Genomic DNA, 20,289 nt, shown 5'->3' on the forward strand with positions numbered 1-20,289 from the left:
GATCAGCCAGGGGCTCCGGAAGGGCGGAGACAGGCCCATACGGTCTTGCCGGGCGCGCCCGCGCGGGGCCGCACTCCCCAGTCCTCGGCGAGCGCCTCGACGATCATGAGGCCCCGGCCGGCCACGGCGGTGGCGTCGGGGACGGCCGGGGCGGGCAGGCGCTCGCCCCGGGTGTCGCTGACCTCCACCCGGATCAGGCCGTCCCGCTCGCGGCTCAGACGCAACAGCGCGCCCCGCCCACGCACCGCCCCGTGCGTGACGGAGTTCGCCGCCAGCTCGGCGACCACCAGGGCGACGGCGTCGTTCGTCTCCGAGCCGTAGTGGTGTCCCCAGGCGTGCAGCCGGTGGGTGGCCAGGCGGCGGGCCAGGCGGGCCCCGCGCGGGGTGGCGGTGAAGCGGAGGGTGAAGTCGTCTGTGGGGTGCGATGTCGTCATGGGCCGACGATGGCGCGGGCGGACGGGCCACGACCAGAAACGGAGCCGGTACGGAGCGTGACTGTGGGGGCGGGTGGGAAGACTGTACGGGCTGTACGGGACACCCACACGGGGGAACCTGCGGCGTGCGGGCGACGGAAGCTCGTACGAGAGGTAACTTGCCGTTTCGTGCGGGCAGTTGATGCCGGTTCGCGGTTCCGGCGGGCGAGGGGGCGTTGGGCGTGGAAGTCGTGACGGAGGAGCTGGCCGACCCGGGCAACGGGTTTCTGCGCTGCTTCGGCCGCCAGGTCAAGCTGCTGCGGGAGGCCGCCGGGCTGACCCAGGCGGAGCTGGGGGAGCGGGTCGGGTACGGGGAGGCGCAGGTCGCCTCGGTGGAACAGGGGCGGCGGATCCCCAAACCGGAGATGGTGGACGCGTTGGACCGGGCGCTGGGGGCGGGCGGGGTCCTCGCGGCGATGAAGGAGGAGCTGGGGCGGGCGCGGTATCCGGGGTTCGCCCGGCAGTACGTCCAGCTGGAGACCGAAGCGGTGGAGCTGCACGTCTACGACAACCACATCGTGAACGGCTTGTTGCAGACCCCGGAGTACGCACGGGCGGTGTTCGCGATGAGGCGCCCGTTGCTCGACGAGGAGACGATCGAGCAACGAGTGATCGCAAGGATCGCGCGGCAAGAGATCTTCTCCCGGAGGTCGAGGCCGCTGATGAGCTTCGTCATCGAAGAGGTTGTCCTGCACCGCCCGGTGGGTGGGATCGAAGTACTACGAGGGCAGTTGGAGCAGATCCTGCTGGTCGGCCATAACCGCAACGTGGAGGTGCAGGTCATGCCGACCACCCGCGTTGATCATGCGGGTCTCAGCGGCCCGTTCACGTTGATCGAGACAGCAGGGCAGCGGCGCGTCGCCTATGCCGAAGTAGCCAGCGTCAGCAGTCTGCTCACCGAGCGGAAAGCGGTCCGTGAACTCGAAGCACAGTATGGAATCATCCGTGCACAAGCCCATACGCCGAGTGAATCGCTGGCGTACATCGAGAAGTTGCTGGGAGAGGTATGAACCTCGATACGGATGTCCAGGCGTGCCGACTCGACTGGAAGAAGAGTAGCTACAGCAGTGGCGAGGGCGGCCAGTGCGTCGAGGTCGCCGCTACCGTCGATGCCGTCCACGTACGGGACTCCAAGCGGGCCGAAGGGCCGACCTTCGCCGTCGGGGCCGGGGAATGGGCCGCGTTCCTGCGCATGGCGGGGCGCGGCTGACGGATGCGGAGGGGCTGGGTGCCTCGCGAGTGAGGTACCCAGCCCCTCCGTGCTGTCCGGGCTACTTCGCCCCGCGCCCGCGCCGCTTCGGCTCGGGGCGCCAGTCCCGCAGGTCGGAGAAGGAGAGGTCGCGAGCCTCCAGAGCGATCTTGAGAGCAGTGCGGAACTCCTCCGCCGCGTTGCTGCCCCAGTCCTCGTCGTACGCGTCGTACCACTGCTCGACCCAGGGCAGGACCTCGGCGAGGCCGGCCAGGAGCGGCACGTACCGGGGGTCCTCGCGGGGCCAGCCGTTCTGCTCCAGGCGGTCGGTGATGAGACCGGACAGGGCCTCGGCCTGTTCGCGGTGGTCCCAGCCGGCCCAGCCGATCAGGAGCGAGGGGTCGCCGTCGGGAGCGGAACCCGGGTAGGAGATGAACCGTTCCTTGGGCACGTCGAGCTTGCCGCGGTTCGACCAGTAGCTGTGCTTGAGGAAGTCGGCGGAGGTGTATTTGGGCGGGACCTTGATGTCGAGGCGCTTGCCGTCCCGGTCCTCCTCCCGCTGCCGCTCCCAGACCTCCTCCCACTGTGCGCGCTTGCGCAGCCCGGACTCCTTGTAGCGCAGGACCGCCAGGTGCGGCACGTGCTCGGTCTCGATGACGGCGGCGAGGACCGTGGACAGCCGGGCCTCGCGCTGTCCGAGGTGGTCGGCGGCGTAGAGCGCGGCGACGGTCTGCACGTCCTCGTCGTGGCGGAGCCGGTCGGCGAGCTGGTAGATGGTCATCGGGCAGGCGGAATCGAAGCCCTCCCGGTCCGTGTACCAGAGGTCCTTGCGCTCGGCGGCGTCGAGCAGCCAGGTCCGCAGGGCGGCGGCCTCCCGCTTCTCCCAGGGCTCGGTGGACCAGCGGCGCTTGAACTCCGGGCGCTCGATCAGCCGGATGTCCTTGTCGTGCGCGATGAGGTCCAAGCGGGCCTCGACGACGCGGCGGTAGGACGCGGGCCAGTCGGCGGGGATCTCGGTGGTGGGGGTGGAATGGTGCCGGGTGAACCAGGCGGTCTCCGCGTTGCTGCGGGCGAGAGCGATCTCGAATGCGCGCTGTCCCAGGGCGAGTTGGGGCACGTCTGCGTCGGTCAGCGTGTCGGGGCTGCCGGACAGGGTGGTCCGTTCGACCTCCTGGGGGGTGAGGAGGCCGTACAGCCCGTACACGGTCCAGTCCAGCTCCTCCTGGAGGAGGATCATGCGGGCGCGGATGCGGTCCTGCTCGGCGCGGGCTTGGCCGAGGGCGGTGCGCGTCGGGGTGGCCGTGGCCGAGACCGAGGACGGTTCATGCGCGCTCATTTGCTGAGCCAGAGAGTCGAGCTCGATGGTAATGGAGAGCGGAAATGCGGAAGGGAGAGGGAACTGGTGGAGTTTCGTTGAGTTGAACTGGTAGAAGCGCTCCCATTCGGAGCTGGTGAATCCGCCGCCTTCGCCTCGGATTCCCTTGTCGTGGCACATCTGCTTGAGCCAGAAGCAGGAGACCGACGAGTTCAGCAACCCGAGCAGCTCCAGATGCCGCTCCTCGCTCGCCTCCTCAGGCAACTTGATCACCGGAGCGGTCTGCTTGAACACCTTTCCACCCCGGTCCAGCACGAAGTGATTGTGCGTGGCGACCTCGCCGTACGCGATCAATGCAGGTGCCTGCGTACGATCCCAGGACAGCATGATGTGTTCGTGCCACTCCATTCCGCGATCCTCGCGTGTCTTACCGAACGTCAGCCCTGCTCGAAGGGTGCTTCTGTACGGCCAGAAGAGGGGAGAGTTCTGGAGTGATTGGTCGGCGGACTGCTCGCGGTAGGGCCACAACGCTGAGGACTCGGTGTTCGTATGCCAATCGCGGAGGGCGTCACCTGCCGCAAGGGGCCGATGAGCGACTTCTCGCTGTTTCCACTGCGTCGGCACTCGTTCCGCGCCGAACACATCGTCTTCGCCCAAGATGTCGTGGAACCCCGTGGAGTGGATGGCCTCAGCGAGCTTTTGGGCAGCGTGACCTTCAATGACTTCCAGCACCTGGCCGGCACCGCCTCCAGAAAGCGACCAGGGGAACGTCGCGAACCGCCCCCGCTCCGCGTCCTCCACGCTCACCCACTCCGACTCGCTCCCCGGCCTGCGCCACTGCTCCGTGATCGCCTGCCAGACCTTGCCCTCGGCCGGGTCCTCCGGCTGGTCGGGCTCGCCCCGGACGCCGAGGACCGCGCGGATCGGATGGGTCTGCCGGGCCATCTGGTGGCGGCCGGCCAGGATGACGGTCGGTGTGCCGTGGCCGGGGATGAACGCGCCGGAGGTGTCGATGACGTGGGTGAGGTCGACGCCCGCGTAGTTGTCGGTGCGCCGGGTGCCGGGGTCCTTGTAGGGCCCGCCCTGGAAGAAGGACTGGATCAGTGTCGACCCGAACTCCCGCTTCATGAAGGAGTTCGCCGTGATCTGCCCGGTGAACCCGCCGTCGCGATGCGATCCGCCCGCCCGGACCGCCAGCTCGAAGATCCGCTGCGCGAAGGGGACAGACAGTGCGTATTTCCCGGAGCAAGTCCAGTACGCCTTGCGGTAGTTCGCGTTCTCCAGCGGGTCCTTCACCGTGATGTACGGCGGGTTCGCCACCACCACGTGGTACGAGCCGCGCCCGAGCAGGTCCACCTTCTTCACGTACTTCTGGACGTCCTCCGTCCGGTATGTGAAGGCCTCGTTGTTCCGCTCGGCGTCGTCCAGGGTGGCGTCCGTCTTCCGGCCGGCCTCGCGCCCGTGCAGCAGGGAGTCGGCGACCGCGATGTTGATCGGCACTCCGGGGGCGGCGGAGATCGTCCTGACTCCGCACTCCTGGACCACGGCGACCAGCATCCGGAAACGGGCGATGGCGACGGCGAAGGGATTCTTGTCCGCCCCGTGCACCGCCTCCAGGGAGCGCCGGATCAGCAGCCAGTCCTCCTCGCCGGGGGCCGCCTCACGCCACTTGGCGAGGATCCGGCGGAAAAGCCCGAGCAGGAAGTGACCGGAACCGCAGGCCGGGTCGATGCAGCGCAGACCCCGTACCTCCGGATTCTCCGGGTCGTCGGTGTCGTACATCTCGCCGTCCCAGTTCACCGGCCGGTGCTTCCACACCGGCTCCAGGGTGAACTCCTCCACCGCCGGCTCCAGGGTCAGGTCGAGGATGAACTCCTCGACGAAGTCCGGGGTCTGGAGCAGGGCGTAGGTCTTGCGGGCGTGCTCGGACAGGTCCTGGTAGAGGTCGCCGAGGAAGCGGGTGTCGAGCGCGGGGTCGGTGAAGTCGTGGCGCAGGGTGCCGTCGGCGCCCCGCTCGCGCCAGAAGGCGAGCAGCCGGGCCCCCGCCGTGTAGGACGGATTCAGCTCCCACAGCGGATTGTGGGCGGGGTCGAAGAGACCCCCGGTGATCTCGTGCTCGCGGCCCAGTGCCCGGAAGGACTCCTGCAGCCAGTCGCGGTCGTTCTTCTCGGGGTGGCGGCGGAAGAACGCGTCGTGGTTGTCCTGGGCCTCGGCCAGCCGCTCGCCGGGACCGGCCAGCCGGGCCTCCCGTACGAGGCGGTTGTCCTCGCAGAACCGGACGAAGACGCAGGCGAGCACCCAGGCGGAGGCGATCTGGACCAGGCGCTCGTCCAGCCAGCCCTCGTACCGCAGGGAGGTGCGTTCCGCGCCCAGGGCACGCTGGTACTCGGCGGTCAGGGCCGCTTCCGCCTCGCCGCCTTCCGCCTCGCGCTCCCGCAGGTCCTCCACCAGGAGGGCGACCTGCTTCTGCAGATCCTTCAGCAGCACGCCACGGTCCAGCGAGGAGGTGGCCGCCTCCGTGGTCTCGGGCGTGCGTGCGTCCTCGGGGGGCACGGGCGGCACCTCGTCTTCCTGGTTCTTCGGATCGTCGTCCCGCGAGGTCGCTCGTCCTCGCGGGTCCGTCCATCCTGCCAGGTCGGTGTCCGGTACCAGCCGCTACCTGCGGCCGGTCAGCGAGATGCCGCCCTTGCGTCCGAGGCCGTAGGCGAGGCGGTAGATGTCGGGCAGGTCGAGCAGCGCGTACTCGTCCCGATGCTTGTCGCGCCGGCCTATCACGCCCAGGTCGTCCAGCTCCTGGATCAGCCGGGGCAGGTCGTCGGGGTGGCGGGGGCCGGTGGCGACCAGCTCGGGCCGGTCGTGCTGGGTGTAACGGGCGGAGTCCCGGCGCAGTTCACTCGGCAGATCGTGTTCCTGCCAGATCTCGAGGATCTTCCCCTGGGTGATCGGCACCTGGCAGCCGGACAGCGGCTCTATCGCCGTCCTGACCCACGGGGTGTCCTCGCCGATCTGGTCCACCCGCACCCTGGACGCCGCACGCACCCCGCTGTGGATGGCGGAGTGGTGCAGCGCACGGTCGTGCCCCGGCCGGGTGACCTCGGCCGCCTCGGACAGGGCCTTGAGGAAGCTGCGCGGGCTGATCCGCTCCTTGCTGTCCATGAGGTGGTTGGGCAGCCAGGTGTAAGGGCGTCCCTGGCGGACGTTGCTGCCCATGTACGGGTCGGCGATCTGCTCGAACAGCTCCCTCTGAGCCTTGGAGTCGTTGCGCAGGGCGATCGGCGGGACATGCCGGGCGGGCGCCCCGTCCGGCCCTCGCGTGCTCTCCCAGCCGCCGGTGATCCGGCGGAACCGCTCGGCGTCCGCGCTGCCCTCGTTGCCCAGATGATGAAAGAGAAGCCCGTACAGATCGGTACGGGACCAGGTCAGCTCCGCCGCGTTCCCCGACAGTTTCGACGCGTCGGGGAAGAGCTGCTTCGCGGCCTCGAACATGTCGGGGCGCAGGAACACCTTGAAACGGATGTTGCGCGTGCCGAAGCGCATCCGCTGGGCGACCCCGAGCAGTCCCGCGATCAGCCGGTCCACGACGCGCTGATCGGGGTGCAGATGCTCCAGGCCGTCGAAGACCAGGAGATGCACCACGTCCTCGGCGAAGGCCCGCGCGTCCGCCTCCTCGATGGTCCGCTCGGCCGGACCGGGATTCGCCCGGAGCCAGGAGAGCTTGTCGCCCCACTCGGGGAGCGCACACAGCTCCGGCTGCCCGAGCGCGGTGAGCAGCACGGTGTACCAGATCTCATCCGGCAGAGCGCCACCGTCCACCAGACCTGGCAACGCCAACGGGCCGGGATAGGAGTCCGACCGTATGTCCTGGCCGTAACCGGGCCAGACCCGCAGCTTGTTGAGCCGGTTGATGCGGTACTCGGCCGCCGCCGCCGCCCGCAGGACCGGGTCGAGGAGGGACCGTGCCCAGAAGGTCTTCCCGTCACCCCGGCCGCCCTCGACCACCGTGGAGTCCACGTACAGAGCGGACCGGTGGAGATCCGGCATGTACAGCGAGTGCGAGTCCGGCCGCCGGGTGTCCGCGTCGACCGTGCCCTCCAGCGCCCTCGACAGCAGATCGCGGTAGGCGTCGGCGCTCAGCGGCTCGGTCATCCCGTCTCTTCCTCGTCATCGTTCCCGTCGACCGGGTCGGCCAGGACCAGCGGAACGACCGTCGCGAGGAACTCAAGGTACGCGGCCCGTACGAAGACACGCTCCTGCCACTGCGGGGAGTCCGGGACGTTCATGCCGACCAGGCCCGGCTCGAAGAGGATCGGGACCGGGTGATGAGGAGCGGAGTCGTCCTCGGGGGACGGGGCGAACGGGATACCGCCGGAAGGTCCCTCTCCGGAATCCGCCTGCTGCGGTTCCTCGGCCATGACCTCGTCGTAGAGCGTGGAGAAGCAGTCGTAGGAGTTCAGTCGGAAGGATCTCAGGTAGATCTCCATCGGGTGGTGGACCGAGTCCGGCACCATCGAGGCCACCATGCGGAGCTTGTGCCGGATGTCCGGGCCCTGCCCGGACGCCGCCCACGCCTCGAAGAGGTCCCGGTACCCCGACCAGGTCTGCGCGTTGTCCGCGCCGAAGAGCAGCGCGAGGTCGCACAGCCGGGAGATGGTCACGGCGGCGACGTCGTGGATGCCGGCCCGGCTGTCGAGCAGCACCACATCGGGGCGGCGCCCGCTGTCGCCCTTCTCCACCGCCTCCTCGCAGGCACGGACGGTCGCCTCCAGGCGGTCCGCGAAACTCGCGCCCGGCGAATCGGCGTAGACACGGTTGAGCTTGTCCACGTAGGCGTTGGGTGTGTCGTCGCCCGCCCCCCGGGCCGGGGCGATCCACAGCTCGCCCCGGTTGCGCGGTTCGTACCCCGACCTGGCCACGATCTCCAGGCCCTCCTCGTTGCCGAGAGCCGACTCCACGAGGTGGTCGACGACACCGTGGCGGCACAACCGCCCCGTCCCGAGAAGCAGCGGGCCGATACCCGGCGACTCCAGGTCCAGGTCGATCACCAGCACGATCTTGCCGGTGTCGGCGAGGGAGCGGGCGAGGACCGAGGTTGCCGTGGTGCGGCCGACGCCGCCCTTGAAACCGTACAGAGCGGTGCGGTGGGTGCGGGGCCCGAGCTGCGGTGCGGACGGCGTGGAGACCTGGGTCCAGCTCTCGCCGACCACGGTGTTGTCCAGGAACCGGACAGAGCCGACGGAGGTGGACCCGTCGGGGGCGTCGATCGCACGAGGGGACCTGAGCAAGGCGTCAGCCGAGAACATCCGGGACTTCAGCAGGATCCGCCGCTTGCCGCAGTACGGACCGAGCCGGTCGTGCAGGGTCGCCGACCAGCGGTCGTACTGTCCGGCATCCACGCCTTTGCTGTCGTCATCAACGATGAGAGTGAACCGGCCGAGCACGTCCCGTACCAGTACGACGTCGTACCCCTCCTCCGCCACGTCCCGTGCGATCCCGAACGCGATCGGGCGGGAACTGTCGAAGCGGACCGGGAAGTCGTACGCGGTCATGAGGTCCTTCCGGTGAGCTCGTACAGCTCGTACAAGGAGAGGGCGAGGCGCGCGGCCTCCTGGCGGCCGGCCACGACCGAGTCGGAGACCTGTCTGCCGTCCCGGTAGCGGTCCGCCAGGTCCCAGGACGCGAAGACGTTCAGCCGGTCGACGGCCTCCACGAAGGCGGGGCCGCCGCGGCCGTACGCCAGCAGAGGGGCCGCCCCCAGGACCTGGTTGATGTGGCCCAGCCAGTCCTCTTTCCCGGTCCGGGGATTCACCCACCGTGCCCGGTTCACCGCATTCCCGTTGCGGTACGTGGACACGTCGTGCACCGCGAACCGCAGCAACAGGCTCTTCAGCGCGCACTCGGCGGCGAACCCGAAGAGGTGGTCGGCGGTCGGCCACCGCTGGTCGCCACAGAGATAGACGGCATCGTGGTAATGCCGCGCTCCGGCGAGGGCGTACTGCTGCTCCATCACCGCGTCCTGGGCTCTCGCGTCTTCATCCGGCACGCCGCTGATCATAAGCGGCGAGGCTGCTCCGAAGGGGTGAATTCGCGCAGGTCGTGGGCGGTTGAGCTTGCGTCAGGGATGGCCGACGAGGGAAGGGGCCCCGGCGCCGTGACGACGCCGCCGCTCCCCTTTGCCCTCACTCCTCGCCGCGAAGTTCCCTCAACGGCAGCCCTTCGAGGACCACCCACTCGCTCACCCGGTCCACCACGTCCACCGTGCGTCCCTCCAGAGCCGGGGTGGCCTGCGGGTCGTCCATCGGGACGAGTAGCCACAGGCCGTGCGGGGTGTCGGCCGGGCGGCGGGCCGACTGCTGCAGGGAGACCAGGAGTTCGCGGCCGCCGGCCTCCCAGTAGCGGGCCACCAGACCGGCCCGGTGCAGCAGCGGGACGGTGCGCGGGCCCGCCTGCTCGGCCAGGTCCGCGCACCGCTGTGCCACGCGCTCGGCGGCGAACCGGGTGTAGGAGCCCAGGGCAGTGCCCAGGAGGCCGGTGGCGGTGAACCCGGCGTCCGCCTTCAGCAGGGCCCGCCAGGGCACCCCCTGCTCCTCGGCCAGTTCGCGCAGCGCGGTGAGGAACAGGTCGTCCAGGGCGATCGGGAGAACATCGCAGCGCTCGGCCAGCCGCTCGGCGAGGCCCGGAAGGTAGGCGCCCCTGACGGTCAGCGCCAGGAACCCGCCCCGGCGCAGCGCGTCGTCGAGGCGCAGGGCGAGGATCCGGCGCGGATCGCGCCCCTCGGCCAGCTCCGCCTGTGCGTCGCCGTAGAGGGTGCCGGTGCCGGGCACGGACGTCATGGTGTACGCGGGTCGGCTCCGGTCGGGATCGCGCGCGGGCGGGAAGAACAGCGAGCGGTCCCGGTCGTACTCCAGCGGGAAGCCGGCCTTCTCCAGGGCCTCCTCCAGCTCCACGTACGTGAGGTCGGCCAGTACCGCCAGGCCCGGGAAGCGGGAGCGGAGCCGGGCCAGCAGGTCATCGGCCCCGATGCCGATGGCGCGCCGCACCCCGGCCGCCGCCTGGGAGACGCGCAGTGCCCGGTCCAGACCGAGGTCCAGGGGGAACAGCTCGAACCGCGGAGAGACGCCGACACCGCCGGCCATCGACGCGGCCAGCGCCACCAGACGGGTGTCGGCCGGGGGGGCCATCCCCTCCGGTGCGGGCACCGCGCGCAGTTCGCGCAGGACGGCCTCCTTGCCCGGCAGCGGATCGCGGGCGGCCAGGGCCTGGGCGGCGTGGCCGAGCTCGGTCGCGTGATCGGCCAGCTCCACCGGGGTCGGGTCGTCGCTTCCGGGAAGGTCCTCCAGAGCCAGCAGGACCGTGCCTCCGCGCCGCAGCACGGCGATCCGGGGCGGAGGAGCGGACCCCTCCCCGTCTCCGTCCCCGTGCTCGATCCCGTGGGCCTCGTCCGGCCGGCGCGACTCGGCCTCGACCGCGGCCCGCACCACGGCCAGCGCCAGCGCCTGCAGGTCCGCGCGGTCCGTGTCGTCGTCCGCGTCCTGCGGGGCGTGCCTGACCCGGAGCTCGGCCGCGAGCTCGGCGGCCGTCATCACCCGGCCCTGCTCGGACAGTACGGTCACCAGCTCGTCGCGGACCCGGCCGAGCCAGGGCAGTGCGGCCCACTGCCCTATCGCGGCGCTCTGGTGCTGCGAAACGGTCGGCTGGCTGATGTCCAGGGCCCTGGCGATGGCCGGTTGGGAGGGCCAGCTCTCGGCCAGGGCGGCACCGGGCAGACCCAGGGTGGCCAGGACGACGTCCGGCCGTGGCCGGGTACGCCGTCCGGTCGTCGCCGCCGGGGTGAGCCGGGCGGCCAGGGTCTCCACCGACTCCAGCGCCTCCTCGGGGGCGTCGGCGGGCAGCGAGACGGGCTTTCTCCCCGCAGGGCGCTGCCGCAGCTCCTGGAGCCACTGCTTGCGCCGCCGGTTCAGCTCCTTGCGGATCACGTTCCCGGCGCCCCGGGCCCGGGAGATCGAGTACGCCGGGACGTCCAGGAGCGCCTCCACGGTGGAGGCCCCGAGACCGGCCGCCACCGAGACGGCCCGCGGCGAGAGCCCCGCCGCGTCCAGCGAGGTCTTCGGCCCGGCAGCCGCGGCCGCCTGTTCCCGGGCGTCCTCCACGTCCTCGGCCTGCCGGTCCACCGTGGCCGGGGTAGTAGGGGGCCGGGCCGAGTCCGCCCGGCGGAAGACGTCCCGCCAGGCATCCTGCAGCAGACGCAGACTGCCGTAGCGCTGATCGAGATCTCGATGCAGTGCCCGGTGGAAGAAACTGGTCAGTCCCTCGCGCAGGGCGGACTCGAACAGCTCGTCAGCGACATGGAGCTCGGCGTCCGCGACGGTCAGCGGATCCACCTGGCCGTCGCCCCACACCGGTCGTTCGCCCGTGGCCATCTCGTACAGGGTGACCGCCGCCGCGTACCACTCGGCGTGATCGTCGTAACGGGAACGACGGCTACTGCCCAGGAACGGGTCGAGATAGCCGCGAGTGCCGGCCCGCAGATCCTGGTCGGGTGCGTCGGCCAGCGAGAAGTCGAACAGCATCAACTGCCAGGAACCGTCGTTGCGTTTGAACAGGCCGAGGTTGTCCGGCTTGATGTCACGGTGCCGCACCCCACGGGCGGCGAGAGTGTCCAGAGCGTCGAAGAGGTCGGTGCCGAACCGCTCCAGCTGTCCGTACCCGAGCCGCCCCTCACCGCGCAGCCGCGAGCCCAGGCTGACCGGCTCCCGGTCCTGGGGGGAACGGAACCCGCCCGCGTACTCGATCTCCAGGACGGTGCGGCCGCCCACCTCACGCGGGTCGGCGAGCAGCTTGACGATGCGGCTGCCGCCGACCTCGCGCAGCGCCTTCGCCTCGGCGTAGAGACGGGCGTCCTTCTCACGGTCGAGAGCCACCTTGAACACCCGCAGGGAGGCTTCGTCGTAGGCGCCCTCCTCGGTGCGGCGGGCGACCAGGATCGCGCGGGCGGTGGCGCCGGTGCCGAGGACCCGTACGACCTCCCACTCCTGGTCCAGATACTGCCCGGCCTTGGCGGTCAGCGGGTCGACCGTCACCGCCGCCGACCGTCCGGTCTGCGCGAACTCGGCCTCCGCGGCGTCGAGCAGCCGCAGGAACTCCTCGGCCGAGGTGAGCCGGTGCTGCACATCGGAGGCGGTGGCCCGGAAGACCAGGTCGTCCAGGGTGGCCGAGACGCTGTCGGAGACCGCGTACGGATGCAGTCCACCCTCGGCGGCCAGCCGGTCCACCAGGGAGCTGCGTGCCTCGGCGGGCGGCTTCCCGGTCAGCAGGAGGTAGGAGAGGCTGCCGAGGCCGAAGATGTCCAGGTCGACCGGGTCGGCGAACTCCCGGGACGTCTCCGGGGCGAGATACACCTGGGCCGTGTCGGCCACCAGACCGGAGTCCAGCGGAGTGTCGGCCAGCGACAGATGGGAGCTGGATTCGAAGTCCCGGGCGGCCGTCTGCCAGTCCGCGATCCGCAGGGTCGGGTCCGTGCCGTCCTCGCGGGCGCTGACGTACACCGAGCGGGCGGCCAGCGCCCGGTGGTAGAGCGAGCGATTGTGCGCGTACCGTACGGCCTCGGCGAGCTGGCGCACCAGATCCAGACGTATCGCGGGGGAGAGGAGGCCCCCATAGGCGTTCAGGTAGGCGTCCAGCCGCAGATCCGCCTCGCGGTGCCGGAAGAGGATCGCCGGGCCGCCCTGGTGCTCGCGGATCTGCACGGCCTGGACGATGCCGCGGTGGTTGATCCCCTGCAGGACCTGGTACTCGCGACGGGCCGCACGTTCGAGGCGGCTGCGCTGCTCGGCGGACGAGTCCTGCCCCGACAGATAGATCCGGACCCGGCCGCTCTCCTTGGCCAGGCTGTCGTCGCGGACCGCGAGGCGGTCCTCCCACCCAGGGCCCGCGTCCAGGGCTCGCGGCTCGAGGCGCCAGTCGTCCCCGTACCGCAGATGAGCGGTGGAGTGGCTGATCCCGACGCGTTTCATCAGTTGTTCGAGGCGGGCGCTGTCCTGCGGGGTGACCCGCCAGCTCTCCCGCTCCGGAGGGAGTCCGAGCAGCCCGTCCCAGATGCCGGGCAGCCCGCTTCCGGAGTCGTTCAGCCCGTAGACGGCGGTGCGCTGGAACTCGTCCAGCTCGCTCACCAGGGCGGCGTCGTGCAGGAAAACGGCCGGCTTGATGAAGGGCACCTTGCGCGGAGCGATACCGGAGGCGCGGGCTGCCTGCTCCAGCTGGGCCTTGAGTTCCTTGGCCTTGAGATCAGTCAGGTGCAGCGGATTACGGAGCGTGCGCACCCGGTCGCTGTGGAACTGCCAGGTGTCACCGTGGTTCACCACCCGGCCCGGATGTCCCTTGAGCTCCAGGAGGTACACGCCACCGGGCACCGCGATCAGCAGATCGCACTCGTTGACCCGGCCGGTGACGCCGGTGAACTGGAAGGTGGCCCAGGCCCGGTACGGCTCGGTCGCCGGCATCAGCCGACGGATGTGGTCCAGACCCTCCTGCTCCCAGCGGAAACCGGAACGACGCGGCTGGAACCAGTGCTCACGGGCCGGCGGCGGACCGGGGCGAGGAGCGGACGGCCGAGTCGACGACACCTGGGGACCTCCGGTACGGGACAGGCGGGGACGGGCTTCACGAACGGTGGAGGGCGCCGGGGTGCGGGCCGGGTCCGGCGCATGCCCCGGACCTGTACGGAATCGTAGTCGCAGCGGGCTGACCGGCTGGTCCTGTTCGCGATCACCCTCCCTCTCCGGCTCTCTTCCGGGCCCGGGGGCGTATGAGGAGGCGGCCCAAGTGCTCAGGGCCCGGAAGAGTTCGCCACGATGACCGGTCGCGGTAGGTGGCAGGAGTCGGCGGTCCCCGCCGTCGCCGACGGGCCCGGGCAATGGGCCGCGTTCCTGCGCCTGGCGGGGTGCGGCTGACGGGCATGCGAAAGGGCTGCACACTTCGAGGCCGAGGTGCGCCGGGCCTTTGTCGTAGCGGGCGGTGACGGGGCCGTGTTCGGCCTCAGCTCACACGCCGTCGGGGGCGTCGTCCTCGGTGCACGGCTCGACCAGGCGCTGGGCGAGGTCGTCCAGCCATTGCTGTGCCAATAGACGGAGTGACGAGATCCGGGCGGCGTCCAGACCGTACGCCTCGCACTCGGTGTCGCTGACCCATTCCAGGGTCTCCAGCCGGTCGTGGAGTTCCCGCAGATCGAATTCCTCGGGGCGGCGTGCGCCCAGGTTTTCCAGCTCGCCGATGCTGAACTGTTCGGCTGCGGCGTGCGGTGTCGTGGGAGCTGGGGATGAAGTCGCGCAGGGTGCGGCGAATCTGGATTAGCTCTTGCTGCCCTCGAACTTCAGCTCCGTGATCCGCTACCCTGCCCCGCGCGGGCGCACGGGGCAGCGCCGCCATCGACGCGATCTTCGCGTAGCCGTAGCCGTGGCCGGTCGGCAGAGCCAGTGAAGGGTGGCCCGTAGCCCGCCACGGGCCCAAGGTCCCAGAGATGCCGCCACACCCCTCCCTGACCCACTAAGCCGCAGGTCAGGCGGGGTGTGGCGGCATCCTCATATCAAATGTCGCGGAAGAGACCAGCCAGGTCTGTGACCTGCTGCTTTTGGTGAGGTCGAGCTGCTGACCTGCGTAAATGGCCTTTCGGCTCTTTCACGATCATGCCTGTTGATGCAGCCGGAAGTCCCAGAAAAGTCCCAGGGAAATCCCACTGTCCGCAGTCACTCTTTCGGCTCTATGCAGAGGGTGGGGGTGCGGTGTGGGCTGGTCCGTGTGCATCGGTGGTCTGCTCTGAACGATCGGCAACGTGTCCTGCTCGAAAGCCTCGCGGGCGGAGAAGAACCCCATGCCTGGGCGCCGGGTGAATGGCCCTCGGCGTATGCCCTGCGCGACCGTGGCCTCCTGAAGATCAGTCGCGATGGTGGTGCCTTGCATACGGAGGTCACCGAGGCCGGCCGGTTCTACCTTCACCATGGCCATCATCCCGACGATCCGGCGTTTGCGGACCAGGTGCCGTCCGCCGGTACTCCGGCATCGACGGACAGGGGTGGGCTGCGCCATGCAACGAAGCACAAGCGCGCCGCACGCCTCGTTGTCGAACTCGACCATGGCCGGTCCAGTTGGCCGGGCTGGTGGCGGGATCGAAGGGGTCGGACGCTTGAGGACAGCCTGGGTGCGATTTTTGGTGAGATCGAGGCGCGAGCGTTGGACGACACTCAGCGCAGAGAGAACGAGGAGCGGGCCGGGGCGGAGCGCGCTGCCATGAAGGAGGCCAAGGAGCGAGCCGTTCAGGGTCAACCCGCCGGGGTGCTTCGCGAGGAGGTCAGGCGCTGGCGGGAGGCTATTGCGCTGGGTGAGTACTGCGATGCTCTGGAACGTCGTCTTGCCGAGTTGGGCAGCGTCTTGGACGGGCCGGCTCTGGAATCGGCCGTGCGGTGGCTGGAGTGGGCGCGTATGTACGCGCAAGCGATGGACCCCTTGAACCAGCCTCCGGGAATGCCGGTTCCGCGCGATCCGACACCGGAAGAGCTCAAACCACATTTGAAGGGGTGGAGCTTTTACGGGCCGGAACGATAGGACGGACGGTGACGCGGAGAGTGGAGGTGTCATCCGGGCGCAGAGGCAGTCAAACGAGTTGCGCCCCCGTCGCGGGGCTGGCCCTCCCGGATCCGGGTGTACTTGTTTGTTTCCGATGACACACTATGTGGAGTGCGTGGCGATTCTGGAGCCGGTCGCAAAGGGCTCCTTACCTGCGGTTTTTAGACCTTTTGGCGCAACGCCTCCGTGCGGCGGGGACCACGTCCGGGGGTGGTCCGTCCGCCCCTATCGCTCACGGTGTGCTTTCCGACGATGCAGGAGTGATTCGCCCCGACGACGGGCGCTGGCTGACGGCGGTAGTCCCTGCCGATGCTGGGGGTGTCCGCGCAAGGAACTGGCCGAAGCGATGCCACGTCCAGGCTGGGCTGCGTGATGCGGTACATCCCGGAGAATGGTCTACGCCAAGCGCGGGGAGTACCGGGAGCTGGGCAAGCGCATTGAGCATGCATAGGTCGCTGTATGGCTTCCTGCTCGACATCAGGAGTGGTTGGCCCGTTGGGTGGTTCTTGTCGTGTCGACCAGGGGCTGTTCGCAGGGACTGAGCGATCTCAACGGCCCGGCACCCCCTCGTCCATGACGGGCTGCAGTTCGCAGCGCCGCTACGGCGTTTACGAACCGATGTGTGGGTGTCCGTCCGGCGGTGCATTTGCATGGCCATTCGGTAGCGACAGCGGCACGTTCACCCGAAGGGGTGATGTTGGGATGGGCCTTGTCGGTCAGCCGCATCGAGCCGCTGGTACGGGTGCGGTCAGCTGATGAAGGAGGGTGCGTTGTCCACGCGTCCGTCCCCGACGGCTCCCTTGCACGCGTCCATGGCCGACGGCGGAGCCACCGCCTCCGCTTCTCCTGCCCTGCTGTAGCTGTAGCGGCACGGACACGGAACGAGGTCGATGTTCTGCGCGACCGTTGCTCTTCTGGGTGACGCGGTGATCTACTGCATGCTCCGAAGTGGCTTATGGGGGGGACTGTGCGAACAGGCCATTTTGCCGTGCATCGAAGGATCAGCGCCGCGCGTCAGTGCGCGCGAGGTTGCCGTGGCTCTCGCTCCTGCTGACGGCGGTCGTCGGAGTAGGCGTGGGTTCGCCTATCAGGATGCCGTCACGCTGCTGGACTGCCTGGACATGCTCGAAGGGCAGTGGACCGCGGTCTCGTGGGAGGACCTGGAGGACATCCTGTGTCATCAGGACGGCGCCCCTGTATACCGGCAGGTCAAGACGATCGAGGAAGCCGGGACGCGGCACAGTATCGCCAACATTTGCAGGCCGGAGGAGAAGAAGACCGCAGACAGCAGCTATCTGGGCAAGCTGTTCCTGGGCAAGCCACTGCCGGACGGCACACGGTTCACGTTCATCGTCAACGAGACGCCTCAACGGGACCTGTATGAGTTCGTCGCGGAACGCGACCGTCCTCGCGGTCCGGTGAGTGCCGACGCCCGCGCGGACATCGTCAAGAGGCTCAGCACGGTGCAACTGCCGGACGGCAGGGACATCGGATGGTGTGTCGACCGGCTGGACGTTCTGGTGGAGGCGCGCACCATCGACCAGGTCGAGGCGGAGGCCATGGCGCGACTCGCGCCACTGGTGGAAGCCTGCCTGGGAGAGAAACCGCTGTACGAGGAAGTCGAGGAGATCATGATCTGGTTGATCTCCCGATACATCGCACGCAGCGCCCTTGAGCTGCGACCGAGAGTCTTTACTGCGGACGACTTCGGCGCGGCCCTTGATGACAGCGTGCGCAGAACTACCGGGCGACGGCGAGACGGTTCCACCGAACTGTTGATGAAGTTCAAGCGCAAGCTACGGGCTGCCGAAATACCGGAGCCTGAGGCGGAAGCCCAGCACGATGCCATGCTCGCCTACCGTCGTACCTACCGTGCCAGTGTCGGCACCCGGCGTCGCGCATTTGATGATCTGGCCGATCAGATCAACGCTATCTGCACGCTTACGATGGCCAAGCGCCGAGCCGGGCGTCTCGACGCCGGCTCGGCAGCGTACTTCGAGACGCTCGTGGCGGTGAGCGAGATGCCCGAGGTGACCAGCCGGCAGTTCACCCTCGCCGAGGCCCACGCGGTGCTTTCCGACATCACGGCACGCTGCCAGAACAGGTACGCTGATGCCTCATAAGATCGGCAGCAGCGTGGTGCCTCCGCTGTATCGTGCCTGGGATCCGGACGACTCTCCCGACTTCCACGCGGCACGGCTCTTGCTGCTCATCTACCTCTGCGGCGAGGAGCCCGGTCCCTACATTGGGGGGCGGACGAAGTTCGCCAAACTCGACTTCTTCGTACGCTATCCGGGGTTCCTGGAGCGGGCCCACGCCGCGATGCCGGAAGCCGTCGAAGCCGAGACCGCATTTCTCGCCCACGACCCGTCCGAAGTCGAGGCACCGATGATCCGCTACCGCTATGGGCCCTGGGACCAGCGCTACCGCCAGTTCCTCGCCTTCCTCATCTCCCGCGAACTTGTCACCGTCACGAGCCACCGAGTCGAACGAGTGAAGCTCAAAGCCGTCGGCAAGAGGACAGCGCAACGTCTCACCGAGGCCCGCGAGTTCCAGCCGCTGGTCCGGCGCTGTCAGGCCATGCGGGGAAATCTGGCCGCGATGTCGGGCACCGACCTAAAGAACCTGATCTACGACCTGTTTCCGGACGAGGTCGGCAACGCGCCCTTGCGCCAGGAGATCCGGCCATGACGAAGCCTGTGACCGCCCACCCCGACCGCGGGATCAGGATCGACTCCGTCAGGCTCGTCCACGGCACCGCAGAAATCGACGAGTATGCCTTCGGAACCGGAATGCTGAACATTCTCAGCGGGCCCCGCAACAGCTCCAAGACAACCACGCTGAAGGCCATCGACTACTGCCTCGGCGACCGCGGTGGGATGATCGACGCTCTCGGTGCCGCCGTCTCCGATGAATACATCGAGGTCTCAACCGCGATCCGGCTCAACGGACACCCCCGCATCCTCACCCGCCTCCTGCAGCACGGGCGCATGAACAAGGTGTACGTCGACGGAGACGAGCTGACCGACACCGACTTCTCCGACTGGATCCTGCGCGAACTGGGCTGGGCCAACCTGCGCATACCCAAGGGTCTCCACCCCGCCACAGCCAGTGAACTGACGCCCTTGTCCTTCCGGAACCTGCTGCGCCACTTCTACCGCAACGAGGAGTCCTGGACGAGTTTTGCCAACAAGGAGCATGAATTCATCCGGCGCGGCGTTGTCAGCATGCTCCTCGGCTTCGCCGGCCCCCGCTACGACACCAAGGATTTCGCCGTCGCCCAAGCCAAGCGGCGCCTTGCTGAAGCCCAGGCAGTGGAGCGGGACGTGCAGGACAGTACATTGCAGGCCGTCACCGCCATCTCCGAACGGCTCCGCATTCCCATCGCCCGCACTCTCGACCAGGTAGCGACCGCACGGGAAGAGGTCACTGCTCAACTCGACGCGGTTCGCCAACGGCGTCACGAACTGACGCACGAGATCAACTGCCTCCTGCAGGGAACGTCCACCATCGAGACGGCAGCCGGATATGACTCATCACTGACGAGTATCTACGAAGACATATCCCGGCGGTTGCAACTGGCGGTCGACGAGGTCGTTGCACTCGAACAACTCGGCAGCGAACATGCCTACTCTGTCCAGACGGTCACCTCGGAAGTGACCCGCATGGAACGCCTCATCGCCTCCGTGGAGATCTTCGACGCCCTCCCCGTACGACTCTGCCCAGCGTGCGAACAACGCGTGGACCCGCACCGAGAGCACGACGAAGACGCCTGCTACCTGTGTTTCCAACCGGTAGACGACGACCAGCGCCGCCGACGGGCACGAGTGGAGATCCGGTCACTCAAGTCGGAGCTTGCCGACCTGAAAGACGTCACCGCCCGCACCGCCGCCGATCTGCAGACGGCCCGCACTCGCCGAGTGGACCTTCAAGACGAACAGGCACGGCTCGCGCACCGCATCAACGAAGAACGCGTCGCGCAGCTGGCCCCCTTCATGGCCAGCCTCGAAAACCTCGCTGCCCAGATCGCCCAGCTCGAACAGAAGATGGCAGCCTTTCCGGCCATCGAGGAGATCCTTCAACGTCGTGCGGTAGCCGGCCATGCCGTCACCGCTGCGCAGCAAGCTGTCGACGCACTTGACCAAGAGCCCGCCGCAATTGTCACAACTGCGCTCACTTCCGTTGAACGATGCGCCTTGTTCGCCGAGCGAATGAACGAATTCCTGCAGCGCTACCGCGAACGCGGCTGGGTCAAGGGCGCCATCACCATCAACGACAGTGACCTCACCTTCTACGTCGGCACCCGACCCTGGGACCAAGCCCTGGGGGCAGAGACAAAGGTGCTCTTCTTCCTGGCCTACAGCTACGCCACCCTGTTCCTGGCCTCTGACCTCGACGAAGGAGCAGCAGCCCCTGGTCTGCTGCTCCTGGACAACCCCTACCAGCAGGGCATCGGCACCACTGTGGTCGACGACGTCCTGCAAGATCTGGCAAACGCAGCCCAGGCCACGGGCACCCAGATCATCAGCACCCAGGCCGTTCCGGTCCCGCGCGACCCGGCCACCATCCGGGAAATCCACATGCCCATGGAGTACGAAGCGCCGTAGACAGACCCTCTCAACCATTGGTGCAACGGAGTCCTGCTCACCCCAGATTTCGGGATGGCGAGTAACCAGGGCCCGCACGGGCCTCCGTAG

Annotated in this window: 12 protein-coding genes; 6 read left to right on the forward strand and 6 right to left on the reverse strand. The window is 68.7% G+C overall.

Annotated features, from left to right (window positions below):
• Positions 1-2 precede the first annotated feature (2 nt).
• Entirely contained in the window at positions 3-434 is a 432-nt protein-coding gene (locus OID54_RS33290; RefSeq protein WP_329025697.1) for an ATP-binding protein, read from the reverse strand.
• 230 nt (positions 435-664) lie between these two features.
• Between OID54_RS33290 and OID54_RS33295 the strand changes: the two genes are divergently transcribed.
• Positions 665-1,483, forward strand: a complete 819-nt coding sequence (locus OID54_RS33295; RefSeq protein WP_443055813.1) for a helix-turn-helix domain-containing protein — start codon at positions 665-667, stop codon at positions 1,481-1,483.
• On the forward strand, positions 1,480-1,683 hold the full coding sequence (locus OID54_RS33300; protein WP_329025701.1) for a DUF397 domain-containing protein: 204 nt from the start codon (positions 1,480-1,482) through the stop codon (positions 1,681-1,683). The genes OID54_RS33295 and OID54_RS33300 overlap by 4 nt, the downstream gene beginning before the upstream one ends.
• 61 nt (positions 1,684-1,744) lie before the next feature.
• Here OID54_RS33300 and pglX read toward each other — a convergent pair whose 3' ends face one another.
• The 5 genes from pglX to pglW form a co-directional block, all read right to left on the reverse strand.
• Positions 1,745-5,530, reverse strand: a complete 3,786-nt coding sequence (pglX, locus tag OID54_RS33305) for a BREX-2 system adenine-specific DNA-methyltransferase PglX (RefSeq protein WP_329025702.1) — start codon at positions 5,528-5,530, stop codon at positions 1,745-1,747.
• Positions 5,531-5,632: 102 nt separating this feature from the next.
• The gene (locus OID54_RS33310) at positions 5,633-7,123 is read right to left on the reverse strand and encodes a hypothetical protein (protein ID WP_329025704.1); all 1,491 of its coding nucleotides are present in this window, start codon (positions 7,121-7,123) and stop codon (positions 5,633-5,635) included.
• Complete coding sequence (locus OID54_RS33315; protein ID WP_329025706.1) at positions 7,120-8,523, reverse strand: KGGVGR-motif variant AAA ATPase; 1,404 nt, start codon at positions 8,521-8,523, stop codon at positions 7,120-7,122. The genes OID54_RS33310 and OID54_RS33315 overlap by 4 nt, the downstream gene beginning before the upstream one ends.
• Positions 8,520-9,017, reverse strand: a complete 498-nt coding sequence (locus OID54_RS33320; protein WP_329025709.1) for a hypothetical protein — start codon at positions 9,015-9,017, stop codon at positions 8,520-8,522. Before OID54_RS33320 ends, OID54_RS33315 begins: the two co-directional genes overlap by 4 nt.
• A gap of 136 nt (positions 9,018-9,153) precedes the next feature.
• Positions 9,154-13,596: a BREX system serine/threonine kinase PglW gene (gene pglW, locus OID54_RS33325; RefSeq protein WP_329025710.1), complete on the reverse strand. Its 4,443-nt coding sequence runs from the start codon at positions 13,594-13,596 to the stop codon at positions 9,154-9,156.
• 1,069 nt (positions 13,597-14,665) lie between these two features.
• Here pglW and OID54_RS33330 point away from each other — a divergent pair.
• From OID54_RS33330 to OID54_RS33345, 4 genes are all read left to right on the forward strand, one after another.
• Complete coding sequence (locus OID54_RS33330) at positions 14,666-15,571, forward strand: hypothetical protein (protein WP_329025712.1); 906 nt, start codon at positions 14,666-14,668, stop codon at positions 15,569-15,571.
• Between the two features lie 911 nt (positions 15,572-16,482).
• Positions 16,483-17,715, forward strand: a complete 1,233-nt coding sequence (locus OID54_RS33335) for a dsDNA nuclease domain-containing protein (protein ID WP_329025713.1) — start codon at positions 16,483-16,485, stop codon at positions 17,713-17,715.
• Entirely contained in the window at positions 17,705-18,283 is a 579-nt protein-coding gene (locus OID54_RS33340) for a hypothetical protein (protein WP_329025714.1), read from the forward strand. The genes OID54_RS33335 and OID54_RS33340 overlap by 11 nt, the downstream gene beginning before the upstream one ends.
• Positions 18,280-20,199 (forward strand): hypothetical protein, encoded by a 1,920-nt coding sequence (locus OID54_RS33345; protein ID WP_329025715.1) that lies wholly within the window; start codon positions 18,280-18,282, stop codon positions 20,197-20,199. The genes OID54_RS33340 and OID54_RS33345 overlap by 4 nt, the downstream gene beginning before the upstream one ends.
• Positions 20,200-20,289 lie beyond the last annotated feature (90 nt).

Origin of the sequence: Streptomyces sp. NBC_00690 (assembly GCF_036226685.1) — a bacterium.
In the GTDB taxonomy this organism is placed as follows: Bacteria; Actinomycetota; Actinomycetes; order Streptomycetales; family Streptomycetaceae; genus Streptomyces.